We start from the raw sequence: 19,378 nt of genomic DNA, 5'->3' as shown, positions 1-19,378 counted from the left end.
CTACGCGGGTTCCTGTTGGGCCGCAAACTTGTGCCGGGCGGCAATCTCGCGTGTCAGTGCCCGGTAGGCCTCACTGCCCTTTGATGCGGGATCGTAGGCAAGCACCGGAAGCGCGTAGGACGGCGCCTCACTGACCCGCACGTTCCGCGGAATCATGGTGCGAAACACGAGGTCCCCCAGGTTCTGCCGCGCGTCTCCCTCAACAAGTTGCGAGAGGTTGTTGCGCTTGTCATACATCGTGAGAAGCACGCCCTCGATCTTCAACGCCGGATTGGCGGTGCTGCGCACCTCGCGAATCGTCAGCATGAGTTGCGACAGACCCTCAAGGGCGAAAAACTCGCTCTGCAGAGGCACGAGCACCGAATCGCATGCGATCAGAGCATTCACGGTCAGCAGGCTCAGGGAGGGCGGACAGTCGATCAGGATGTAGTCGAAACCGAACGTCCCCATCGCTGGCTGCCTCAGCGCCTCGCGGAGAAGCTGGCTTCGCTTTTCGTTTGCCGCAAGCTCGATATCCGCCGAGGCGAGATCCGCGTTGGCGGGACAGATAAAAAGCGTCTCGACCCGCGTCGGCTGAATGACCTCGGCCAGATCCGGCTGGTCCAGGATCAGATCGTAGCTGGTCTTGAGCCGGCTGCCGACGTCGATGCCAAGCCCGGTTGAGGCATTGCCCTGAGGGTCGAGATCCACGACCAGAATCCGCGCACCCAGCTCGGCGAGTCCCGCGGCGAGATTGATCGCCGTTGTTGTCTTGCCGACCCCTCCCTTCTGGTTGGCAATCGCCATGATGCGCGGCTTTGCGGGGCGGATCGTCTCAGACATGAGCCATGGCCTTCAGCTTCAGGATGACAGCGCTGGGATCGGTGACGCTCGGATGAATCTCTGGCTCCATGTTCCACGAAAGGCGCGCCGCCGCAATCTCGGACGCATGGTTGGCGCCCTTCGGGAAGAGGCACATGCCCTCTGGCGCAAGATGAGGCGCCGCGAGGGCGCACAGGTCCGTGAGGGGGGCGAGTGCCCGGGCGCTGATGACGTCCGCGCGCTGTGGAGGCAGTTGTTCCACGCGCGCAGCGTGGACTGTCACGTTGAGACAGAGGGTCCGGGCCGCAGTGCGAAGAAAGGTTGCTTTTCGCTGATCCGATTCGACCAGAACGAATCGAGACTCGGGCGCCTTTTCGGTGGCTATCGTGGCCAAGACGATACCGGGAAGTCCGCCGCCGCTTCCGAGGTCAAGCCAGGTACCAAACGGCGCCGCCCGGAGACCCCAAAGCTGAGCCGAATCCTGGATGTGCCGGATCCAGATCTGCCCTTCGGTGGATCTGCCGATCAGGTTGATCGCGCTGTTCCACTTGCGGACAAGATCCGCATATTGCTCGAGCTTTCCCAGTGTTTCACGTGAAACATTCAGCGCCTCGGCGACTTTGAAATCATCCTCTGTCATCCTGCCGCGGCGCTCCTGCTGGCCCGGCGGAGGCGCGAGAGGATAAGCATCAGCGCAGAGGGTGTCATTCCCTCCAGGCGGGCGGCCTGGGCAATCGTCGCCGGCCGCGCGCGGAGCAGCTTTGCTGTCAATTCATGCGACAGGCCGGAGAGCGATCCATAGTCGAAATCTGAGGGGATTCGAACCGCCTCGTCACGCTTGAGCGACTGAGCTTCCAGTTCCTGTCGTGCAATGAACTGCGCGTAAAGCGCATCTCTGGCCAGTTGCTGACGAATGTCGTGCGGAAGCTGGGCAAGTTCGGGAACGGCCCGCTCGACTGCGGACGCCGCCTCCTCGCCGAACGCCATGACGTCGAAAGCCGATCTGCGCGTGCCGTCCTGACTGATCCTGATCTCCAGACGTGCCAGATCCGTCGGGGTCAACGTAACCTGTTGCAACATCGTTCGCCCACGAGCGAGTGAGTCCATCTTTGTCAGAAACGCATCTCTCCGCGCCGGTCCCACGCAACCGAGGTCGATGCCGGTCTGGGTGAGGCGCTGATCCGCGTTGTCCGCGCGAAGTGACAGCCGAAACTCCGCCCGCGATGTGAACATGCGGTATGGTTCCGTCACGCCCCGGCTGGTCAGATCATCAATCATCACGCCGATGTAACTGTCAGAGCGGCTGAAATGCAGCGGCTCCCTCCCCCGCACCGCCAAGGCGGCATTCAATCCCGCGGCCAGGCCTTGCGCGGCAGCCTCTTCATAGCCCGTCGTGCCGTTGATCTGGCCGGCAAAATACAGGCCGCACATGGCCTTCACTTCCAGCGTTGGACGAAGCTCGCGAGGGTCGAAATAGTCATATTCGATGGCATAGCCGGGTTGGAGGATCTTGACCTCCTCCAGACCAGCGATTGTGCGAACGTAACTTTCCTGCACCTCCGCGGGCAGCGAGGTGGAGATGCCGTTCGGATAGACCGTGTGATCGTCGAGGCCTTCAGGCTCCAGGAACACCTGGTGCCCTGTCTTGTCCGCGAAGCGAACGATCTTGTCCTCGATCGACGGGCAATACCGCGGCCCAACGCCTTCGATATGTCCGCCGTACATGGCGGATTGATGCAGATTATCCCGGACAATCTCGTGCGTCCGCTCGTTGGTGCTGGTGATTCCGCAGGAAATCTGCCGAGCGACCGGAGCGTGGTTCAAAAAGGAGAACATCACCGGATCCGCGTCGCCCGGCTGCATCTCCAGCTGAGTCCAATCGATTGACCGGCCGTCGAGCCGCGGGGGCGTGCCCGTCTTGAGGCGACCGCGAGACAGGTTCAGGTCCATCAGCCGCTGAGCAAGCCGGATTGAGGGCAGGTCCCCCATCCTCCCCCCCGGTCGCCTGTCGTGCCCAATGTGAATGGTACCATTCAGGAAGGTCCCGGAGGTCAACACAACAGCCTTGGCATCAAGACGCGTTCCATCTGCCAACAGGACGCCGGTCGCCGTCCCCTGATCCAGAAGCAGATCAACAACTTCGCCTTCGACGACATCAAGACCGGGTTGTTCCAGGAGAAATCTCTGCATCGCCGCCCGGTAGAGACGACGATCGGCCTGTGCACGCGGGCCCTGAACCGCCGCCCCCTTCTTGCGGTTCAAGAGCCGGAACTGGATCCCTGCGGCATCGGCCGCCCGCCCCATGAGACCATCCAGCGCATCGATCTCGCGCACAAGATGCCCCTTCCCCAGCCCACCAATCGCGGGATTGCACGACATCACGCCGAGATCCGAAGGGCGAAGTGTGACCAAAGCGGCGCGAACGCCCATCCGCGCCGCCGCAGCGGCCGCTTCACAGCCCGCATGCCCGCCGCCAATGACAATCACATCGAACTGTTTCACGTGAAACATGCTCATTTCCCAATGCAGAAGCTGGAGAAGATCTCGCCCAGCAAGGCCTCCACATCCACCCGACCCACGAGAGAATCCAGCGCCCTCAGGGCCAGCCGCAGATCCTCGGCCGCGAGTTCCGGATGCGGCACGCCCTGCATTAGCTGAACATGCGCCGATTCCATAGCCCTGATCGCCCGCTCCATGGCAAGGCGATGCCGCTCACGGGTAAAACTTCCGGCACCGGCGGTCCGAGCGAGAAGCCGATCCTGCAGCGCCTCCACCAGTTCCTGGATTCCGTCGCCCGTCAGGCCGGACACGCTGAGGCCCCGGGTCAGGCGCGTGTCCGCCTTCCCCTGCACGATCAGATCGTCAGCCTCCGGCTCAAGACCCACAACTTCCCCGCTCCGATCCAGCAAGAAGATTCGCAGATCGGCCGCCCGAGCCCGTGTCAGCGCCCGATCGATGCCCAGAGCTTCCACCGGGTCATGGGTTTCGCGCAGCCCGGCCGTGTCCAGCAAGGTCACGGCGAGCCCGCCCAGGTTCATCCGCACCTCGATGACATCGCGCGTCGTACCGGCCACTTCGGAAGTGATGGCGGCCTCGCGCTGTGCCAGCGCATTCAGAAGCGTGGACTTGCCAGCGTTCGGGGCGCCAATGATGGCAACTTCAAATCCATCGCGAATCCGTTCGGCGACGCGGGAGCCATCCACTTCCCTCTTCAGGTCCGAAATCAGGCGCTCCAGAAGGCCCCGCACTTCCGGGGTTACATCAACCGGAACATCCTCATCGGCGAAATCGATCGTCGCCTCGAGCAGCGCCGCTGCGCGGATCAGATCCGACCGCCAACGTTCCGTACGCTTGCCGATGGCGCCAGAGAAGACCCGCATCGCCTGTCGCCGCTGGGCCTCCGTTTCGGAGTCGAGCAGGTCTGCAAGCCCCTCCACCTGGGCCAGATCCAGCCGCCCGTTGTCCAGCGCCCGTCGCGTGAACTCGCCGGCGTCGGCCAGCCGCAATCCGGGCAGTTCCGAGAGGGCCTGAAGGACCGACGAGACAGCGGCCGCACTGCCATGAAGGTGTATCTCTGCCGAACGTTCGCCTGTGAAGCTGGCCCCTTCCGCAAACAACAGGATCAGCGCCTCATCGAGCACCTCGCCGTTCCACGTCAGGCGTCGCAACGCCGCACGCCGGACCTCCGGCAACGACACTCCGAAGGCAGCCACCGCCTCATGCGCCTGCGGCCCGGAGAGGCGCAATACCGCCACCCCGGCCTTGCCGCGTGCGCTGGCCAAGGCGTAGATCGTGTCCATTTCGGCGTCCCGTGATTCCGGGTCTGTCAGGTGTTCATCGAGTCGAAGAACTCGGCATTGCTCTTGGTTTGCCGCAGCTTCGAGATCAGGAATTCGATCGCGTCCGTCGTGCCCATCGGGTTCAGGATGCGGCGCAGGACGTAGGTCTTCTGCAGGTCCGACTTGTCGACCAGCAGATCCTCTTTCCGCGTGCCGGATTTGAGGATGTCCATCGCCGGGAAGACCCGCTTGTCGGCCACCTTCCGGTCCAGCACGATCTCGGAGTTGCCGGTGCCCTTGAACTCTTCGAAAATCACTTCGTCCATGCGGCTGCCGGTATCGATCAAGGCCGTGGCAATGATCGTCAGCGATCCGCCCTCCTCGATGTTCCGTGCCGCACCGAAAAACCTTTTCGGACGCTGCAGGGCGTTGGCATCGACGCCGCCGGTCAGCACCTTGCCCGACGAGGGCACCACGGTGTTGAAGGCTCGGCCCAGACGGGTGATCGAGTCGAGCAGGATCACCACGTCGCGCTTGTGCTCGACGAGGCGCTTGGCCTTCTCGATCACCATTTCCGCCACCGCCACGTGCCGCGTCGCCGGCTCGTCGAAGGTCGAGGACACGACCTCGCCCTTCACCGAGCGCTGCATGTCGGTCACTTCCTCGGGCCGCTCGTCGATCAGGAGCACGATCAGGTAGCACTCGGGGTGGTTCGTCGCGATGGAATGGGCGATGTTCTGCAGCAGCACCGTCTTGCCGGTCCGCGGCGGCGCCACGATCAGACCGCGCTGGCCCTTCCCGATTGGCGCCACCAGGTCGATGATCCGGGCCGAGCGGTCCTTCACCGTCGGATCGTCCACTTCCATCTTCAGCCGCTCGTCAGGATAGAGCGGCGTCAGGTTGTCGAAATGCACCTTGTGGCGGGCGCGCTCGGGATCGTCGAAGTTGATCCGCGTCACCCGCGTCAGGCTGAAATAGCGCTCGTTCTCGCGCGGGGCAACGATCACGCCCTCGACGGTATCGCCGGTGCGCAACGAGAACTGGCGCAGGATCTCGGGCGAGACATAGATGTCGTCCGGGCCCGGCAGATAGTTCGCCTCGGGCGAGCGCAGGAAGCCGAAGCCGTCCTGCAGCACCTCGAGCACGCCGTCGCCTCCGACCTCGTACCCTTCCTCGGCATGCTCCTTCAGGATCGAGAACATCATCTCGCCCTTGCGCATGGAAGGTGCGTTCTCGATCTCCCATTCCTCGGCCATCGCCAGCAGGTCGGCCGGGGTCTTGGCCTTCAGGTCCGCAAGATTGAGACGTTCGGTCATGGCGATCTGCCGTTCATGGAGGGCCCACCGCACGGATGGGGCGCTTCGGTCAGGACTGGGAAATGCGATGGGCCGGACGGCCCTGCAAGGCCGCACATAGGCGCTGCAGCGCCGCGAGTCAATCGCCTTGGCCTTCGGCTCAGAAGTCCCAGAAGTTCCACTTGGCGACCGCCGAGAAGACGATCACCAGCATGAGAAGCGTCGGCAGCTCGTTCATCATGCGGTAGGTGCGCCCCGCCCGGCTGTTCGTCCCGGCGGCGAAGTCCTTGCGGCGGGCGGCGAGCCACATGTGGAAGGCCGTCATCGCGATGACGGATGCGGCCTTCGTCCAGGGCCAGAGCATCGACCAATCCACGATCCCCGGCGTGAAGACGAGCGCGAGGCCGAAGATCCAGGTCGCGATCATCGCAGGGTTCATGATCGCCCGCAGAAGCCGCCGCTCCATCGTCTGAAAGAGCGTGTCGGTCTCGGTTCCGGTTTTCACGACCTCCGCGTGATAGACGAAGAGGCGCGGCAGGTAGAACAGCCCCGCCATCCAGGCCAGCACCGAGATCACGTGAAGCGACTTGGTCCACAGGTAGTAGTCGGCCAGGAACGTGCCCATCGTGATCTCCTCGAAGCGGTTGGGCATCTGCATAAGAAAAGAAAGAATGAAAGGGAATGATGCAGTAGGGCGCAGGGATAACTGGATTTGCCGCTTTGCCCCGCCTCTTGTCCACAGATACCCGGCTGGGGGCAACGGTGTGTATCAATGTGGAGAAATTTTTTCGTGTCCGTGAAACATAATATAAATCAGTATCTTGCAAAAGTTCTGCCCTGTGGATTGTTTTCGCCGTTCTGTCCCGTCCCTCGGGAGAGAAGAGTCGTCCACCGACGCCGTGACGCTTCTTCCAGAAGTGGACAACTGTGGCTCTTTGCCCGATAAGATAGGATCTTGACGAACGAACGGTCGCCGACGGCCCGGATTGTGCCGGATTCGCCGTCAGGAACAGAAGCAGACTATCCACAGCCTCCTCCCCATGCGCCTCCTCCTCGCCTCTGCCTCGGAAACGCGGCTCGCGCTCCTTCGGGCCGCGGGGCTGGAGCTTGAAGCCATCCCCGCCCGCATCGACGAGGAGGGCGTCCGCGCGGCGCTGGAGGCCGAGGGCGCCTCGCCCCTCGACGTGGCGGACACGCTGGCCGAGATGAAGGCGCAGAAGCTGGCCGAGCGGCATCGGGAGGCGCTGGTGCTCGGCTGCGATCAGGTGCTGGCCTTCCGGCGCGAGGTCTGGGGCAAGGCGCCCGACCCCGAGGCGCTGCGCGCCCAGCTGGTCCGTCTTCGTGGCGAGACCCACAAGCTGATCTCCGCCGTTGTCCTCTACGAGGCGGGTCGCCCGGTCTGGCGCCATGCCGGCGAGGTGCGGCTCACGATGCGCGACTTTTCGGATGGCTGGCTTGACGACTACATCGCCCGCAACTGGCAGACCGTGCGCCACTCGGTCGGCGGCTATCATCTCGAAGGCGAAGGCGTGCGGCTCTTTTCCGCCGTCGAGGGCGATTATTTCACCGTCCTCGGCCTGCCGCTGCTGCCGCTCTTGAATTATCTGGGTCAAAGAGGCTTCATCCCGACATGACGGAACATATGCGCATCCCGCTTGCGGGGGTGATCGGATCGCCCATCGCCCACAGCCGTTCGCCGGCCCTGCACGGCTACTGGCTGAAACGCTACGGCCTGAAGGGCCACTACATCCCCATGGATGTGGCCCAGGCCGACCTGCGCGAGGTGCTGGCCGCGATGCCGCGGATGGGGTTCGTCGGCTGCAACGTGACGATCCCGCACAAGGAGACGGTGATTGCGCTGGCCGACATCGTCACCGACCGGGCCGCGCTGATCGGGGCCGCCAACACGCTGATCTTCCGCAAGGACGGCAAGATCCACGCCGACAACACGGACGGGGCGGGATTCAGCGCCAACCTGCGCCAGAACGCGCCCGACTGGCAGCCTCAGGCGGGGCCGGCGGTCGTCTGGGGGGCGGGCGGGGCGGCGCGCGCCGTGATCGCGGCCCTGATCGAGGTGGGAGTGCCCGAGATCCGGCTGTCGAACCGGAGCCGGGCGCGGGCCGATGCGCTGCGCTCGGACTTCGGGGCCAAGGTGCAGGTCTTCGACTGGGTACAGGCCGGCAACATCCTCGAGGATGCGACGACGGTGGTGAACACGACCTCGCTCGGCATGATCGGCAAGCCGGACTTCCGGGTGCCGCTGGATGCGCTGAGCCCGAAGGCCGTCGTGACCGATCTCGTCTATACACCTCTGCGGACGCGGCTTCTCGCCGAAGCCGAGGCCGCCGGCTGCCGCACGGTGGACGGGCTCGGGATGCTGCTGCATCAGGCCGCGCCGGGGTTCGAGCGGTGGTTCGGGGTGCGGCCGGAGGTGGACGAGGACACCCGGGCCGCCGTGCTGGCGACATGAGATCCTTCCGCCTTGGCCTCACCGGCTCGATCGGCATGGGCAAGTCCACCACCGCGGCCCTCTTCGCCGAGGAGGGCGTGCCGGTGTGGGACGCCGATGCCGCCGTGCATCGCCTCTATGCCCGGGGCGGTGCGCTGGTCGCGCCGGTGGGTGCGCTCTGCCCCGCCGCGGTGCTGGAGGGCGCGGTGGACCGCGGCGCCCTGCGGGACTGGATCGCGGCGGACCCCTCGGCCCTGCCCCGGCTCGAAGCGGTGGTTCACCCCGCCGTTGCGGCGGACCGGACGGCATTCCTCGCCCGCACACAGGCCGACATCGTGCTGCTCGACATCCCGCTGCTGTTCGAGAAGGGCTCGGAGGCCGAGATGGATGCGGTGCTCCTCGTGACCGCCCCGCCGTCCCTGCAGCGGGCCCGGGTGCTCGCGCGCGGCGCCATGACCGCGGCGCAGCTCGAGGCGATCCTTGCCCGCCAGATGCCCGACCGCGAGAAGCGCGCCCGCGCCACCCACATCCTCGAGACGTTGGGGCTGGAGGCCGCGCGCGCCTATGTCCGGGCGCTGATTGCCCATATCCTCGAGAGTGCCCATGCGTGAGATCGTCCTCGACACCGAAACCACCGGCTTCGAACCCTCCGAGGGCCACCGGATCGTCGAGATCGGGGCGGTCGAGCTGTTCAACCACATGCCGACCGGGCGGACCTACCACCAGTATATCAACCCCGAGCGGCCGATGCCGAACGAGGCCTTCGAGGTCCACGGGCTTGGCGACGAGTTCCTGCGCGACAAGCCGGTCTTCTCCGAGATCGGCTCAACCTTCCTCGAGTTCGTGGGCGAGGCGCGGCTGGTGATCCACAACGCCGCCTTCGACATGAAATTCCTGAACTTCGAGCTGGGGCGGGTCGGGCTGCCCCGCCTGCCGTTCGAAAGGGCGCTCGACACGCTGGCGCTGGCACGAAAGCGGTTCCCCGGCGCGCCCGCGACGCTCGACGCGCTCTGCCGCCGGTTCGGCGTGGACAATTCGGCGCGCGAAAAGCACGGGGCGCTGCTCGACAGCGAGATCCTGGCCGAGGTCTATCTGGAACTGATCGGCGGCCGGCAGCCGGATTTCGGCCTGTCCGCGGCATCCGGCACGCGGTCGGGCGGCGCCGAGGGCGAGTGGCGCCCGCGTCCCCGGCCCGTGGCGCTGCCGCCCCGGATCACCGAGGAAGAGGCCGCCGCCCATGCCGCCTTCGTGGCAAAGCTGGGCGACGGCGCGATCTGGCTCAAGCGGGCCTGAGCGTCACTGGACGGGCTGGGCGGCCTTCTGCGCTTCGGCGCGGCGGGCCAGCTCCATCCGGTAGAGCGCGAGGAAATCGACCGTGTCGATGTTGAGCGGCGGGAAACCGCCGTCGCGCGTCACGTCCGAGATGATGCGGCGCACGAAGGGGAACAGCAGGCGCGGGCATTCGATCAGCAGGAACGGATGCATCTGCTCTTCCGGCACGTTCTCCACATGGAAGATCCCGCCGTAGTCGAGTTCCATCAGGAACAGCGTCTCGGCCGCGCCGGACTTGTTCTTCGAGGTCACCTTGAACTTCGTGATGACCTCATACTGATGTTCGACCGACCGCTTGCGGGCGTCGAGGCTCACCTGAACCTGGATGTCGGGCTGCACGTCCCCGCCCTGAAGGCCCTTCTGGGCCACCATGTTCTCGAACGACATGTCGCGCACATACTGCGCGAGCACCTGCATCCTGATCTGCGGTGCCGCCTCGGCGGGCGCTCCGTTGGCATCGGTCATCGTGTCTCTCCCTGGGTCACGGGCCATTTCCGGCCGGTGTATCAGGTCGTTGGCTGCGCCTCAATGCCGCGTCCAGCCGGAATTGCCCGGCGGCCGGGTCGGCGGGGCCAGCGGATCGCGCGGGGCCGGGTCCACCTCGTGATAGTCGCCCTCGATCGGCCGGTCATCCGTCATGGGGCCGCGCCAGGTGGTCGTGCGCACCTGCACGTTGCGGCCGAGCCGGCGGATCAGCGCGCGCCGCAGCGGCGGGATCAGCAGCAGAAGGCCCAGCGTGTCGGTGAAGAAGCCGGGCAGGATCAGCAGACCCGCCGCCAGCGACACCACGGCCCCGTCCGCCATCAGCGCCAGCGGATCCATCCGCCGCGGCATCTGAAGGGCGGCCTGCATCTCGACCCCCTGCCGGCGCAGCAGGACGATGCCGAGCGCGGCCGTGCCGAAGATGACGAGCAGCGTCGCCAGCAGGCCGATCGCCCCGCCAATGGTGACGAACAGCGCGATCTCGAGGATCGGAAGGGCAAGGACGGCCGCGAGTGGCCACATGGGAGCCTCCTGTATCATGCGACTTGTCGGGCGCAGCGGTGGACTTGCCGCCAGCCCTCCCCTACATAGGGAAGGATCGCTATCCGTACCAACCCCGATATGCCGCGGGACTTCAGGCCCGACGCCCCCGACCGAGGTTAAAAATGAGTTCGTCCCTGATCCAACTGCTGGTGCTGGCCGGGATCGCCGTCTTTCTGATCATCAAGCTCAAGAGTGTTCTGGGCACCCGCGAGGGGTTCGAGAAGCCTCCGGTGCCGCTGGAAGACCCCAGGCCGCGGCCACGGCGTGAGTTCGAGGTGATCGAGGGCGGACCCGACCGCGACATCATCGACCACGTGACCGACGGCAGCCCCTCCGCGAAGGCGCTCGCCGGCATGAAGATGGCCGAGCCGGGCTTTTCGGTGTCGGAATTCCTCACCGGCGCCCGCGGGGCCTATGAAATGATCGTGATGGCCTTCGAGAAGGGCGAGCTGGAGCAGATCCGGCCCTTCCTCTCGGCCGAGGTGTTCGAAAGCTTCGAGGATGCCGTCAACGCCCGCGAGGCCGAGGGGCTGAGCGTCGAGGCGAACTTCCTCGGCCTGCGCGAGATCGACATCCACGAGGCCTCCTTCGAACGCGACTCGCGGATCGGGCAGATCGCCGTCCGCTTCGTGGGCGAGCTGACGTCGGTCGTGCGCAATCGCGAGGGCCAGGTCGTCGAGGGCAGCCCCACCGAGATCAAGCGTCAGCGCGACGTCTGGACCTTCGAGCGGCACATGGGCGCGAACGATCCCAACTGGCAACTCGTCGCCACCGGGGAGTGATGCGTGCCCTGCTCTGCGCGCTGGCGGTCTGCGTTGTGACGGCAGCGTCCGGTGCCGCCCCGGCGCAGGTGCTCGACTTCGAAGAGCTGGACGGCTGGCGCGAGGACGATCATTCCGAGGCGCTGGCCGTCTTTCGCCAGACCTGCGATCTGCTGAAGGGGCCCGAATGGGCCCCGCTCTGCCAGCTTGCGGGTGACATGGCGGGCCGACCCGAGGCCGCGCGCGAATTCTTCGAACTGTTCTTCCGGCCTGTTCAGGTGGGTGACCCGCCGGCGCTGTTCACCGGCTACTACGAGCCCGAACTCGAAGGGTCGCCCGTCCGCACCTCGCGCTTCAACTGGCCGATCTACGCCCGCCCCCCCGAATTGCAGGACGGCACCGTCTGGCGCAGCCGCATGGAGATCGACGGCGGGATCCTCTCGGGCCGCGGGCTTGAAATCGCCTGGCTCGACGATCCGGTCGAGGTCTTCTTCCTCCATGTCCAGGGCTCGGGCCGGATCAGGATGCCTGATGGCCGGGTGCTCCGCGTAGGCTTTGCGGGCAAGAACGGCCATCCCTATGTCTCGGTCGGCAAAGAGATGGTCCGCCGCGGGCTGCTGCGGCTCGAGGAGGCCTCGGCCCGGACGATCCGCGACTGGGTGCAGCGCAACCCGATCGAGGGGCGGGCGCTGCTTGGCCTGAACCCGTCCTACGTCTTCTTCCGCAAGCTGCCGCAGCTGGCCTCCGACAAGGGGCCGATCGGGGCGATGGGCCGGTCGATCACAACGCTGCGCAGCATCGCGGTGGATCCGCTGTTCACGCCGCTCGGCGCGCCCGTCTGGGTCGAGAAGGACGGCGGGCGCCCGCTGCGCCGGCTGTTCGTGGCGCAGGACACCGGCGGGGCGATCAAGGGCACGCAGCGGGCGGACATCTTCTACGGCACCGGCGCCCGCGCGGGCGAGATCGCGGGCGAGGTCAAGGACGGCGGGCGGATGATGGTGCTGCTGCCCATCGACCGCGCCTTCGCCATGCTGCCGGAACACTGATGGCCCGCCGTCGGACGCTCCGCCCGGACGAGGAAGAGCTGTGGCAGGCCGTCGCCCGGTCGGCCCAGCCGCTCCATCCTCAGCGCATCCGCAGCCACACGCCCAAGGCCGATCCCCTGCCCCATGCACCCGAACCGCGGGCGCAGGTGCCGGCCTTTCCGCATTTTCATGTCGGAGAGAAGGTCCGGCACGCCTCGGGCCACGATCTCGTGCCTGCGCTGCGCGACCAGCTTGCGGCGCAACCGCTCCGCATGGATGCCAAGAGCTTCGCGCGCATGTCGCGCGGCAAGCTCTCGCCCGAGGCGCGGATCGACCTGCATGGCATGACCCTCACCGAGGCCCATCCCGAGCTGATCCGTTTCATCCTGAACGCGCACGCCGACGGGTTGCGGCTGGTGCTGGTCATCACCGGCAAGGGCAGCCGGAGGGTGGACGATCACGGCCCGATCCCGCAGCGGCCGGGCGTCCTGCGCCATCAGGTGCCGCACTGGCTGCGGATGCCGCCACTTGGCGCGGCGGTGCTTCAGGTGGCCATGGCGCATCTGAAGCACGGCGGCGAGGGCGCCTATTACGTCTATCTCCGCCGCCCCCGCTGAGGCGCGTCCTTCGCGCTTCGTGAAGGGTCACGACCAGATCGCGGGATCCGCAAACTCGATCGAATTGCCGGCGGGGTCACGGACATAGATCGAGCGCGCACCGTTCGGCCAGTGGAAGTCCGCCTCGATCTCCACGCCCGCCTCCTCCAGCCGCCGCCGCCAGAGATCGAGCGCCTCGGGCGGGACGGCGAAGCAATAGTGCCCCTGCCCCTTCGTCCCGTGCGGCGGCACCGGCAGCGCGGGGTTGCCCGGCGGCTTGACCGTTTCCGCCGGGTTGAAGACCAGCAGCACCCCCTCGCCCACCTGGAAGAAGATGTGCCTGTCGCCGGCCCGGGCCAGCACCGGCAGGCCGATCAGCCCGTGATAGAAGGCCTCGGCCTCGGCCAGGTCATCGGTGTAGAGCGCGGATTCGAGGGTGCCGAGGATCGGAGGATGGGTCATGGGGATGCTCCTGTGCCACAAGGAGGTGCAACGCTCTGCCGCCGGATCAGCTCCACCGGCAGCAGTTCGGACGGGCCGGTGAGGGTGCGCGTGTCGATCATGGCCGACAGCAGTTCGGCCGCCCGGCGCCCGATCAGGCGGCGCGGTTGCCGGATCGTGGTCAGCGCCGGCGTGAGATGGGCCACCACCTCGATATCGTCAAAGCCCACCACCGAAACATCCGCCGGAACCGCGATGCCCGCATGCTGGAGCGCCCCCATGAAGCCGCAGGCCATCTCGTCCGAGGCGCAGAAGACCGCCGTGGGGCGGTCCTTGAGACCGAGCCACGTCATCGCCGCCGCCGACCCCGAGGCCAGCCCGAAGTCGCCGCGGAAGATCCAGTCGTCGCGCAGCGGCAGCCCGAGGTCGCCGCGCGCCCGTCTCACGCCCTCGAGCCTGCTTTCGGTCAGCACGTTGCCCGCGGGGCCCATCACATGGCCGATGCGCCGGTGCCCCATCTCGTGCAGGTGCCGGATCGCGATCTCGGCCCCGGCCGCATTGTCCACCCGGACCGAGGGCAGCGCCTCGCCCATCCATTCGCAGGCAAGGATCACCGGCGGTCGCCGCCGCGTGGCCAGCGCCTCGAGAGGCAGGCTGCCGTCGAAGATCACCACCCCGTCGGCCAGCCCGCTCTCGAGATAATGGGCCAGCCGGCCGGCCGGGTCCGTGTGCGTATCCGCGATCAGAAGACCGTAGCCCGCAGGCGTCAGGACGGAGGCGAGGCCCGAGAGGATCTCCGAGAAGAACGGATTGGCGAGGTTCGGCACCAGCGCAAGGATGCTGCCTGTGCGCCGCCGCCGCAGGTTCCTCGCCATCGAGTTCGCGACATATCCCGTGTCGCGCACCGCGCGCAGCACCGCCTCGCGCGTGGTTTCGGCCACGCGTTCGGGGTGCGACAGGGTGCGGCTCACGGTGGCGGTCGAGACCCCCGACAGCCGGGCAACATCCTGAATCGTGGCGACTTTCTGCGGCATCTCACCCTCCGGTTCGGCGCCATCCTGCGGTGCAGGAGAATCGTTGTAAACGATTGTTGCGTGCCTATAGTGAATCTGCAAACGATTACATCAACGACGCCGGTCGCGATGGGGACGTTGCGCCGGTGGCGACCGGAGGGAGGAAAGCGCTTGAAGACGATCAAGGGGCCTGCGCTGTTTCTGGCGCAGTTCGCGGGCGATGCTGCGCCCTTCAACTCGTGGACGTCGATCACCCGATGGGCCGCCGACTGCGGCTATGCCGGGGTTCAGGTGCCGACATGGGACGCGCGGCTGTTCGATCTGGACCGGGCGGCCGAGTCAAAGGACTGGTGCGACCAGTTCAAGGGCGAGGCGGCCGAGGCCGGCATCGAGGTGACCGAGCTGGCAAGTCACCTGCACGGCCAGCTCGTCGCGGCCCATCCGGCCTATGACACGATGCTCGACGGCTTTGCCGACGCCTCCGTGCGCGGCAATCCCAAGGCACGGCAGGAATGGGCGGTGGACCGGGTGATGAAGGGCCTGACCGCCTCGCGCAATCTGGGCCTGAAGGCGATGGCCACCTTCTCGGGGGCGCTGGCCTGGCCCTATCTCTATCCCTGGCCGCAGCGCCCGGCGGGCCTTGTCGAGACCGCCTTCGACGAACTGGCCGCCCGCTGGCGCCCGATCCTCGATCATGCCGAGGCGTGCGGGATCGACCTCTGCTACGAGATCCACCCGGGCGAGGATCTGCACGACGGAGTGACCTTCGAGATGTTCCTCGAGCGCGTCGGCGGCCACGCCCGCTGCAACATGCTCTACGATCCGTCGCATTATGTGCTGCAGGCGCTGGATTACCTCGACAACATCGACATCTACGGCAGCCGCATCCGCATGTTCCACGTCAAGGACGCCGAGCTGAACCCGACGGGACGGCAGGGCGTCTATGGCGGCTTCCAGTCCTGGGTGAACCGGGCCGGCCGCTTCCGCAGCCTCGGGGACGGGCAGGTGGATTTCGGCGCGATCTTCTCCAAGCTCACCGCGATCGACTTCGACGGCTGGGCCGTGGTCGAGTGGGAATGCGCGCTGAAACATCCCGAGGACGGAGCGCGCGAGGGGGCGGAGTTCGTCCGCAACCACATCATCCGCGTCACCCCCAACGCCTTTGACGATTTCGCGGGCGCGGGCACGGACGAGGCCGCCAACCGCGCCATGCTGGGGCTCGACCGATGAGCCGGTTTGCAGGGCGCGAGGGGCCGATCCGCCTCGGCATGGTGGGCGGCGGCAGCGGGGCCTTCATCGGCGCGGTCCACCGGATCGCGGCGCGGCTCGACGGGAAATACCAGCTGGTGGCGGGGGCGCTCTCCTCGACACCCGAGAAGGCGCGGGACAGCGCGGCGGCGCTTGGCATCCCGCGCAGCTATGATGATTTCACCGCCATGGCGAAATCCGAGGCCCGGCGGCGCGACGGGATCGAGGCGGTGGCGATCGTCACCCCGAACCACATGCACGGGCCGGTGGCGCGCGAGTTCCTCAAGCGCGGCATCCATGTGATCTGCGACAAGCCGCTGACCGCGACGCTGACCGAGGCCAAGCGCCTCCAGCAGGCGGCCGAGAAGGCGGACGCCCTCTTCGTGCTCACGCACAATTACACCGGCTATCCGATGGTGCGCGAGGCGCGGGCGCTGGTGGCCTCGGGCGCGCTGGGGCGGCTGCGGGTGGTGCAGGTCGAGTATCCACAGGGCTGGATGGCGGCGCCCGTCGCCAACAAGCAGGCCGAATGGCGCAACGATCCGGCGCGCAGCGGTGCGGGCGGCTCGACGGGTGACATCGGGACGCACGCCTACAACCTCGCCCGCTTCGTGACCGGCCTGAAGGTCGAGGCGCTGGCGGCGGACCTCTCGGAGTTCGTCGAGGGGCGGCAGAACGACGACAACGCCCATGTGATGCTGCGCTTCGAGGGCGGGGCGCGCGGGATGCTCTGGTGCAGTCAGGTGGCGGTGGGGCACGAAAACTCGCTCCGCCTGCGGATCTACGGCGAAACGGGCGGGCTCGAATGGGCGCAGGAGAACCCGACCGAGCTATGGCACACCCCCTTGGGCGAGCCGAAGCGCCTGATCACCCGCATGGGCGCGGGCGCAGGCCCCGAGGCCGCGCGGGTGAGCCGCACCCCCGCAGGCCATCCCGAGGGCTTCCTCGAGGCCTTCGCGACCATCTATTCCGAAGCGGCCGAGGCGATCTTCGCCCATCGCGCGGGCAAGGCTGCGCCCGAGGGCGTGACCTTCCCCGGCATCGCCGACGGCATGGAGGGCATGGCCTTCATCGACGCCTGCATCCGCTCGTCGCGGCGCAACGCCGCCTGGGTGGTGCCATGACCGAGCCGGTGCTCGCGATCCGCAAGGTCTCGCGGCTGTTCGGGCCGGTCCAGGTCCTGTTCGATGTGGATTTCGACCTCCGCCCCGGCGAGGTCCATGCGCTGATCGGCGAGAATGGCGCGGGCAAGTCCACGACAATGAAGATCCTCGCGGGCTATCTCGCGCCCTCGGCGGGTGAGGTGCTGCTGGACGGCCAGCCCGTCCACTTCCCCTCCTCGCGCGAGGCCGAGGCGGCGGGGATCGTGATGATTCATCAGGAGTTCAACCTCGCGACCCCGCTCACCGTCGAGGAGAACATCTTCCTCGGGCGCGAACTGAAGCGAGGCCCCTTTCTCGACCGCCGCGCCATGCAGGCCGAAAGCCGCCGCCTGCTCGAGCGGCTGCACTGCGCGGTCGATCCGGGTGCGCGTGTCTCGTCGCTCTCGGTGCCGAACCGGCAGATGGTCGAGATCGCGAAGGCGCTGGGGCTGAAGGCGCGTGTCCTGATCATGGACGAGCCGACGGCCGTGCTGACCCACCGCGAGACCGACACGTTGCTGGAGCAGGTGGACCGGCTGCGCAGGGCGGGCACGGCGATCCTCTACACCTCGCACAAGCTGGATGAGGTGGCGCGGATCGCGGACCGCGTGACGGTCCTGCGCGACGGGCGCCGGGTCATGACGGTTCCGGCGAAGGGCCTCACCGAGGACCGGATGGCCGAAGCGATGGTGGGGCGCGAGTTGTCGGACCTCTTCCCGCCCAAGGGCACGCCCGCGGCCGAGCCGGTGCTTGAGGTGACGAACCTGACCGTGCCGGGCTTCGTCCGCGACGCCTCGTTCACGCTCCGGCGGGGCGAGGTGCTGGGCTTTGCGGGCCTCGTGGGGTCGGGCCGGACAGAGCTGATGGAGGGGATCGTGGGCCTCCGCCCCGCCACGGGCGAGGTGCGCATGGCGGGCCGCGCCCTGCCCCACGGATCGGTTGCGGCGGCGCGCGCGGCGGGCCTCGTCTATCTGACCGAGGACCGCAAGGAGAAGGGCCTGCTTCTCGGAAAGTCGCTGACCGAGAACCTGACCCTCCTCGCGCTCGACCGCTTCGGCCGGGTGCTGATCGACAAGGCCGCCGAAGAGCGCGCCCTGACGCAGGCCATCTCGGACTTCGACATCCGCGCGGGCGACCGCGGGATCATCGCGGGCAGCCTGTCGGGCGGGAACCAGCAGAAGCTGCTTCTGGCCAAGACCATGCTGGCCGAACCGCAGGTCGTCATCATCGACGAGCCGACGCGCGGGATCGACGTGGGCACCAAGCAGCAGATCTACGGCTTCATCGCCCGCCTCGCCGCTGAGGGCCGCAGCGTGATCGTCGTCTCGTCCGAACTGCCCGAGGTGATCGGCGTGGCCAACCGCATCGTGGTGATGAGCGCGGGCCGGATCGCCGGCGAGGTCGAGGGCCCGGCCATCACCGAAGAGAACATCGTCCGCCTCGCGATGGGGCTGAACCACCGGAAGGCCAGCGCATGAGTGCCGTCACCGTTCCCCGTCCCCGTTTCCAGCTTTATGTTCTCGGGCCGCTGCTCGCCCTCTTCGTGCTGATCGCGCTGGGGGCCTGGCTTAACCCGAACTTCCTCAGCTACGGCAACATCACCAACGTGCTCGCGCGCTCGGCCTTCATCGGCATCATCGCGGTGGGCATGACCTTCGTCATCACCTCGGGGGGGATCGACCTTTCGGTGGGCTCGATGGCGGCCTTCATCGCGGGCCTCATGATCCTGTCGATGAACGCGCTTCTGCCCCACATGGGCGCAGGCGTCCCGGTCATTCTGATGGGGGTGCTGGTGGCGGCCTGCGCGGGGCTGCTCGCGGGCTGGCTCAACGGGTTTCTCATCGCCAAGGTCGGGATCGAGCCCTTCATCGTGACGCTGGGCACCATGGGCATCTACCGCTCGCTCGTCACCTGGCTGGCCGACGGGGGCACGCTTTCGCTCGATTTCGGGCTGCGCGGCCTCTACCGGCCGGTCTATTATGGCGGGATCTTCGGCATAGCCTGGCCGATCATCGTCTTTGCGATCGTCGCCATCCTGGGCGAGATCGTGATGCGCCAGACCGCCTTCGGCCGGCATGTGGCCGCCATCGGCGCCAACGAGCAGGTGGCGCGCTACTCGGCCGTCAAGGTGCCGCGGGTGCGGATTGCGACCTATGCGCTGCTGGGGCTGCTCGTGGGGCTCGCCACCATCATGTATGTGCCGCGGCTGGGCTCGGCCTCGGGCTCGACCGGCGTCCTGTGGGAGCTTGAGGCCATCGCCGCCGTCATCATCGGCGGCACGGTGCTCAAGGGCGGCTACGGCCGGGTCTGGGGCACGGTGGTGGGTGTCCTGATCCTCAGCCTGATCGACAATATCCTGAACCTCGCCTCGATCGTCAGCCCCTACCTGAACGGCACGATCCAGGGCGTCATCGTGATCCTCGCTGTCGTGCTGCAGCGGGAGAAGAAGGCCGCCGACGCGCGGTAGATC

Annotated in this window: 21 protein-coding genes; 11 read left to right on the top strand and 10 right to left on the bottom strand. The window is 67.0% G+C overall.

What is annotated here, in order from left to right:
* From LV780_RS14720 to hemJ, 6 genes are all read right to left on the bottom strand, one after another.
* On the bottom strand, positions 1-822 hold the full coding sequence (locus LV780_RS14720) for a ParA family protein (protein WP_108220857.1): 822 nt from the start codon (positions 820-822) through the stop codon (positions 1-3).
* On the bottom strand, positions 815-1,441 hold the full coding sequence (rsmG, locus tag LV780_RS14715; protein ID WP_108220858.1) for a 16S rRNA (guanine(527)-N(7))-methyltransferase RsmG: 627 nt from the start codon (positions 1,439-1,441) through the stop codon (positions 815-817). The genes LV780_RS14720 and rsmG overlap by 8 nt, the downstream gene beginning before the upstream one ends.
* Complete coding sequence (gene mnmG, locus LV780_RS14710) at positions 1,438-3,303, bottom strand: tRNA uridine-5-carboxymethylaminomethyl(34) synthesis enzyme MnmG (RefSeq protein ID WP_181318488.1); 1,866 nt, start codon at positions 3,301-3,303, stop codon at positions 1,438-1,440. The genes rsmG and mnmG overlap by 4 nt, the downstream gene beginning before the upstream one ends.
* Positions 3,304-3,314: 11 nt before the next feature.
* Positions 3,315-4,601, bottom strand: coding sequence for a tRNA uridine-5-carboxymethylaminomethyl(34) synthesis GTPase MnmE (gene mnmE / locus LV780_RS14705; RefSeq protein ID WP_108220860.1), 1,287 nt, complete (start codon positions 4,599-4,601; stop codon positions 3,315-3,317).
* A gap of 26 nt (positions 4,602-4,627) precedes the next feature.
* A complete protein-coding gene (gene rho, locus LV780_RS14700) occupies positions 4,628-5,896 on the bottom strand; it encodes a transcription termination factor Rho (protein ID WP_011909616.1) in 1,269 nt (422 codons plus the stop codon).
* Between the two features lie 139 nt (positions 5,897-6,035).
* Positions 6,036-6,533 carry a protoporphyrinogen oxidase HemJ gene (gene hemJ, locus LV780_RS14695; RefSeq protein WP_011909617.1) on the bottom strand — a complete coding sequence of 166 codons (498 nt, stop codon included), beginning with the start codon at positions 6,531-6,533 and terminating at the stop codon, positions 6,036-6,038.
* A gap of 382 nt (positions 6,534-6,915) precedes the next feature.
* Here hemJ and LV780_RS14690 point away from each other — a divergent pair, with 382 nt between their 5' ends.
* From LV780_RS14690 to dnaQ, 4 genes are read left to right on the top strand one after another with little or no spacing between them, the layout of a single operon-like run.
* Positions 6,916-7,509 (top strand): Maf family protein, encoded by a 594-nt coding sequence (locus tag LV780_RS14690; RefSeq protein ID WP_108220861.1) that lies wholly within the window; start codon positions 6,916-6,918, stop codon positions 7,507-7,509.
* Positions 7,506-8,345, top strand: a complete 840-nt coding sequence (locus LV780_RS14685) for a shikimate dehydrogenase (RefSeq protein ID WP_108220862.1) — start codon at positions 7,506-7,508, stop codon at positions 8,343-8,345. Before LV780_RS14690 ends, LV780_RS14685 begins: the two co-directional genes overlap by 4 nt.
* Positions 8,342-8,935 (top strand): dephospho-CoA kinase, encoded by a 594-nt coding sequence (gene coaE / locus LV780_RS14680; protein WP_108220863.1) that lies wholly within the window; start codon positions 8,342-8,344, stop codon positions 8,933-8,935. Before LV780_RS14685 ends, coaE begins: the two co-directional genes overlap by 4 nt.
* Complete coding sequence (gene dnaQ, locus LV780_RS14675) at positions 8,928-9,617, top strand: DNA polymerase III subunit epsilon (protein ID WP_108220864.1); 690 nt, start codon at positions 8,928-8,930, stop codon at positions 9,615-9,617. Before coaE ends, dnaQ begins: the two co-directional genes overlap by 8 nt.
* Positions 9,618-9,620: 3 nt before the next feature.
* Here dnaQ and secB read toward each other — a convergent pair whose 3' ends face one another.
* Both secB and LV780_RS14665 read right to left on the bottom strand, forming a co-directional pair.
* Positions 9,621-10,121 (bottom strand): protein-export chaperone SecB, encoded by a 501-nt coding sequence (gene secB / locus LV780_RS14670; protein WP_011909622.1) that lies wholly within the window; start codon positions 10,119-10,121, stop codon positions 9,621-9,623.
* A 60-nt stretch (positions 10,122-10,181) separates the two neighbouring features.
* The gene (locus LV780_RS14665) at positions 10,182-10,661 is read right to left on the bottom strand and encodes an FxsA family protein (protein WP_011909623.1); all 480 of its coding nucleotides are present in this window, start codon (positions 10,659-10,661) and stop codon (positions 10,182-10,184) included.
* A 143-nt stretch (positions 10,662-10,804) separates the two neighbouring features.
* On the opposite strand from LV780_RS14665, the gene LV780_RS14660 reads away from it, so the two are divergent.
* From LV780_RS14660 to LV780_RS14650, 3 genes are read left to right on the top strand one after another with little or no spacing between them, the layout of a single operon-like run.
* A complete protein-coding gene (locus tag LV780_RS14660) occupies positions 10,805-11,464 on the top strand; it encodes a Tim44/TimA family putative adaptor protein (RefSeq protein ID WP_011909624.1) in 660 nt (219 codons plus the stop codon).
* A complete protein-coding gene (mltA, locus tag LV780_RS14655) occupies positions 11,464-12,489 on the top strand; it encodes a murein transglycosylase A (RefSeq protein ID WP_108220865.1) in 1,026 nt (341 codons plus the stop codon). The genes LV780_RS14660 and mltA overlap by 1 nt, the downstream gene beginning before the upstream one ends.
* Entirely contained in the window at positions 12,489-13,085 is a 597-nt protein-coding gene (locus LV780_RS14650) for a Smr/MutS family protein (RefSeq protein WP_011909626.1), read from the top strand. Before mltA ends, LV780_RS14650 begins: the two co-directional genes overlap by 1 nt.
* Positions 13,086-13,112: 27 nt before the next feature.
* On the opposite strand, the gene LV780_RS14645 is transcribed toward LV780_RS14650, so the two are convergent.
* Both LV780_RS14645 and LV780_RS14640 read right to left on the bottom strand, forming a co-directional pair.
* Positions 13,113-13,526 (bottom strand): VOC family protein, encoded by a 414-nt coding sequence (locus LV780_RS14645; RefSeq protein WP_011909627.1) that lies wholly within the window; start codon positions 13,524-13,526, stop codon positions 13,113-13,115.
* Positions 13,523-14,539, bottom strand: a complete 1,017-nt coding sequence (locus LV780_RS14640; RefSeq protein WP_101339682.1) for a LacI family DNA-binding transcriptional regulator — start codon at positions 14,537-14,539, stop codon at positions 13,523-13,525. Before LV780_RS14640 ends, LV780_RS14645 begins: the two co-directional genes overlap by 4 nt.
* 150 nt (positions 14,540-14,689) lie before the next feature.
* On the opposite strand from LV780_RS14640, the gene LV780_RS14635 reads away from it, so the two are divergent.
* Genes LV780_RS14635 through LV780_RS14620 form a run of 4 tightly spaced genes read left to right on the top strand, consistent with a single transcriptional unit; the run spans position 14,690 to position 19,375 of the window.
* Complete coding sequence (locus tag LV780_RS14635; RefSeq protein ID WP_108220866.1) at positions 14,690-15,748, top strand: sugar phosphate isomerase/epimerase family protein; 1,059 nt, start codon at positions 14,690-14,692, stop codon at positions 15,746-15,748.
* The gene (locus tag LV780_RS14630; protein WP_108220867.1) at positions 15,745-16,890 is read left to right on the top strand and encodes a Gfo/Idh/MocA family protein; all 1,146 of its coding nucleotides are present in this window, start codon (positions 15,745-15,747) and stop codon (positions 16,888-16,890) included. Before LV780_RS14635 ends, LV780_RS14630 begins: the two co-directional genes overlap by 4 nt.
* Positions 16,887-18,386, top strand: a complete 1,500-nt coding sequence (locus tag LV780_RS14625) for a sugar ABC transporter ATP-binding protein (RefSeq protein WP_108220868.1) — start codon at positions 16,887-16,889, stop codon at positions 18,384-18,386. Before LV780_RS14630 ends, LV780_RS14625 begins: the two co-directional genes overlap by 4 nt.
* Complete coding sequence (locus LV780_RS14620; protein WP_011909632.1) at positions 18,383-19,375, top strand: ABC transporter permease; 993 nt, start codon at positions 18,383-18,385, stop codon at positions 19,373-19,375. Before LV780_RS14625 ends, LV780_RS14620 begins: the two co-directional genes overlap by 4 nt.
* Positions 19,376-19,378 lie beyond the last annotated feature (3 nt).

The sequence above is a fragment of the Cereibacter azotoformans genome (assembly GCF_021391315.1).
Classification (GTDB): Bacteria; Pseudomonadota; Alphaproteobacteria; order Rhodobacterales; family Rhodobacteraceae; genus Cereibacter_A; species Cereibacter_A azotoformans.
Note: the sequence above shows the minus strand (reverse complement) of the source record. Positions and strands in the feature narration are given on the sequence as shown.

What these genes read in the sequence shown, in the direction of transcription:
- LV780_RS14660 (WP_011909624.1), top strand. Translation starts at nt 10,805, where the DNA reads ATGAGTTCGTCCCTGATCCAACTGCTGGTGCTGGCCGGGATCGCCGTC.
- LV780_RS14685 (WP_108220862.1), top strand. Translation starts at nt 7,506, where the DNA reads ATGACGGAACATATGCGCATCCCGCTTGCGGGGGTGATCGGATCGCCC.
- LV780_RS14625 (WP_108220868.1), top strand. Translation starts at nt 16,887, where the DNA reads ATGACCGAGCCGGTGCTCGCGATCCGCAAGGTCTCGCGGCTGTTCGGG.
- coaE (WP_108220863.1), top strand. Translation starts at nt 8,342, where the DNA reads ATGAGATCCTTCCGCCTTGGCCTCACCGGCTCGATCGGCATGGGCAAG.
- secB (WP_011909622.1), bottom strand. Translation starts at nt 10,121, where the DNA reads ATGACCGATGCCAACGGAGCGCCCGCCGAGGCGGCACCGCAGATCAGG.
- LV780_RS14720 (WP_108220857.1), bottom strand. Translation starts at nt 822, where the DNA reads ATGTCTGAGACGATCCGCCCCGCAAAGCCGCGCATCATGGCGATTGCC.
- LV780_RS14665 (WP_011909623.1), bottom strand. Translation starts at nt 10,661, where the DNA reads ATGTGGCCACTCGCGGCCGTCCTTGCCCTTCCGATCCTCGAGATCGCG.
- mnmE (WP_108220860.1), bottom strand. Translation starts at nt 4,601, where the DNA reads ATGGACACGATCTACGCCTTGGCCAGCGCACGCGGCAAGGCCGGGGTG.
- LV780_RS14630 (WP_108220867.1), top strand. Translation starts at nt 15,745, where the DNA reads ATGAGCCGGTTTGCAGGGCGCGAGGGGCCGATCCGCCTCGGCATGGTG.
- mltA (WP_108220865.1), top strand. Translation starts at nt 11,464, where the DNA reads ATGCGTGCCCTGCTCTGCGCGCTGGCGGTCTGCGTTGTGACGGCAGCG.
- LV780_RS14690 (WP_108220861.1), top strand. Translation starts at nt 6,916, where the DNA reads ATGCGCCTCCTCCTCGCCTCTGCCTCGGAAACGCGGCTCGCGCTCCTT.
- LV780_RS14650 (WP_011909626.1), top strand. Translation starts at nt 12,489, where the DNA reads ATGGCCCGCCGTCGGACGCTCCGCCCGGACGAGGAAGAGCTGTGGCAG.
- LV780_RS14645 (WP_011909627.1), bottom strand. Translation starts at nt 13,526, where the DNA reads ATGACCCATCCTCCGATCCTCGGCACCCTCGAATCCGCGCTCTACACC.
- rho (WP_011909616.1), bottom strand. Translation starts at nt 5,896, where the DNA reads ATGACCGAACGTCTCAATCTTGCGGACCTGAAGGCCAAGACCCCGGCC.
- LV780_RS14620 (WP_011909632.1), top strand. Translation starts at nt 18,383, where the DNA reads ATGAGTGCCGTCACCGTTCCCCGTCCCCGTTTCCAGCTTTATGTTCTC.
- hemJ (WP_011909617.1), bottom strand. Translation starts at nt 6,533, where the DNA reads ATGCAGATGCCCAACCGCTTCGAGGAGATCACGATGGGCACGTTCCTG.
- rsmG (WP_108220858.1), bottom strand. Translation starts at nt 1,441, where the DNA reads ATGACAGAGGATGATTTCAAAGTCGCCGAGGCGCTGAATGTTTCACGT.
- LV780_RS14640 (WP_101339682.1), bottom strand. Translation starts at nt 14,539, where the DNA reads ATGCCGCAGAAAGTCGCCACGATTCAGGATGTTGCCCGGCTGTCGGGG.
- dnaQ (WP_108220864.1), top strand. Translation starts at nt 8,928, where the DNA reads ATGCGTGAGATCGTCCTCGACACCGAAACCACCGGCTTCGAACCCTCC.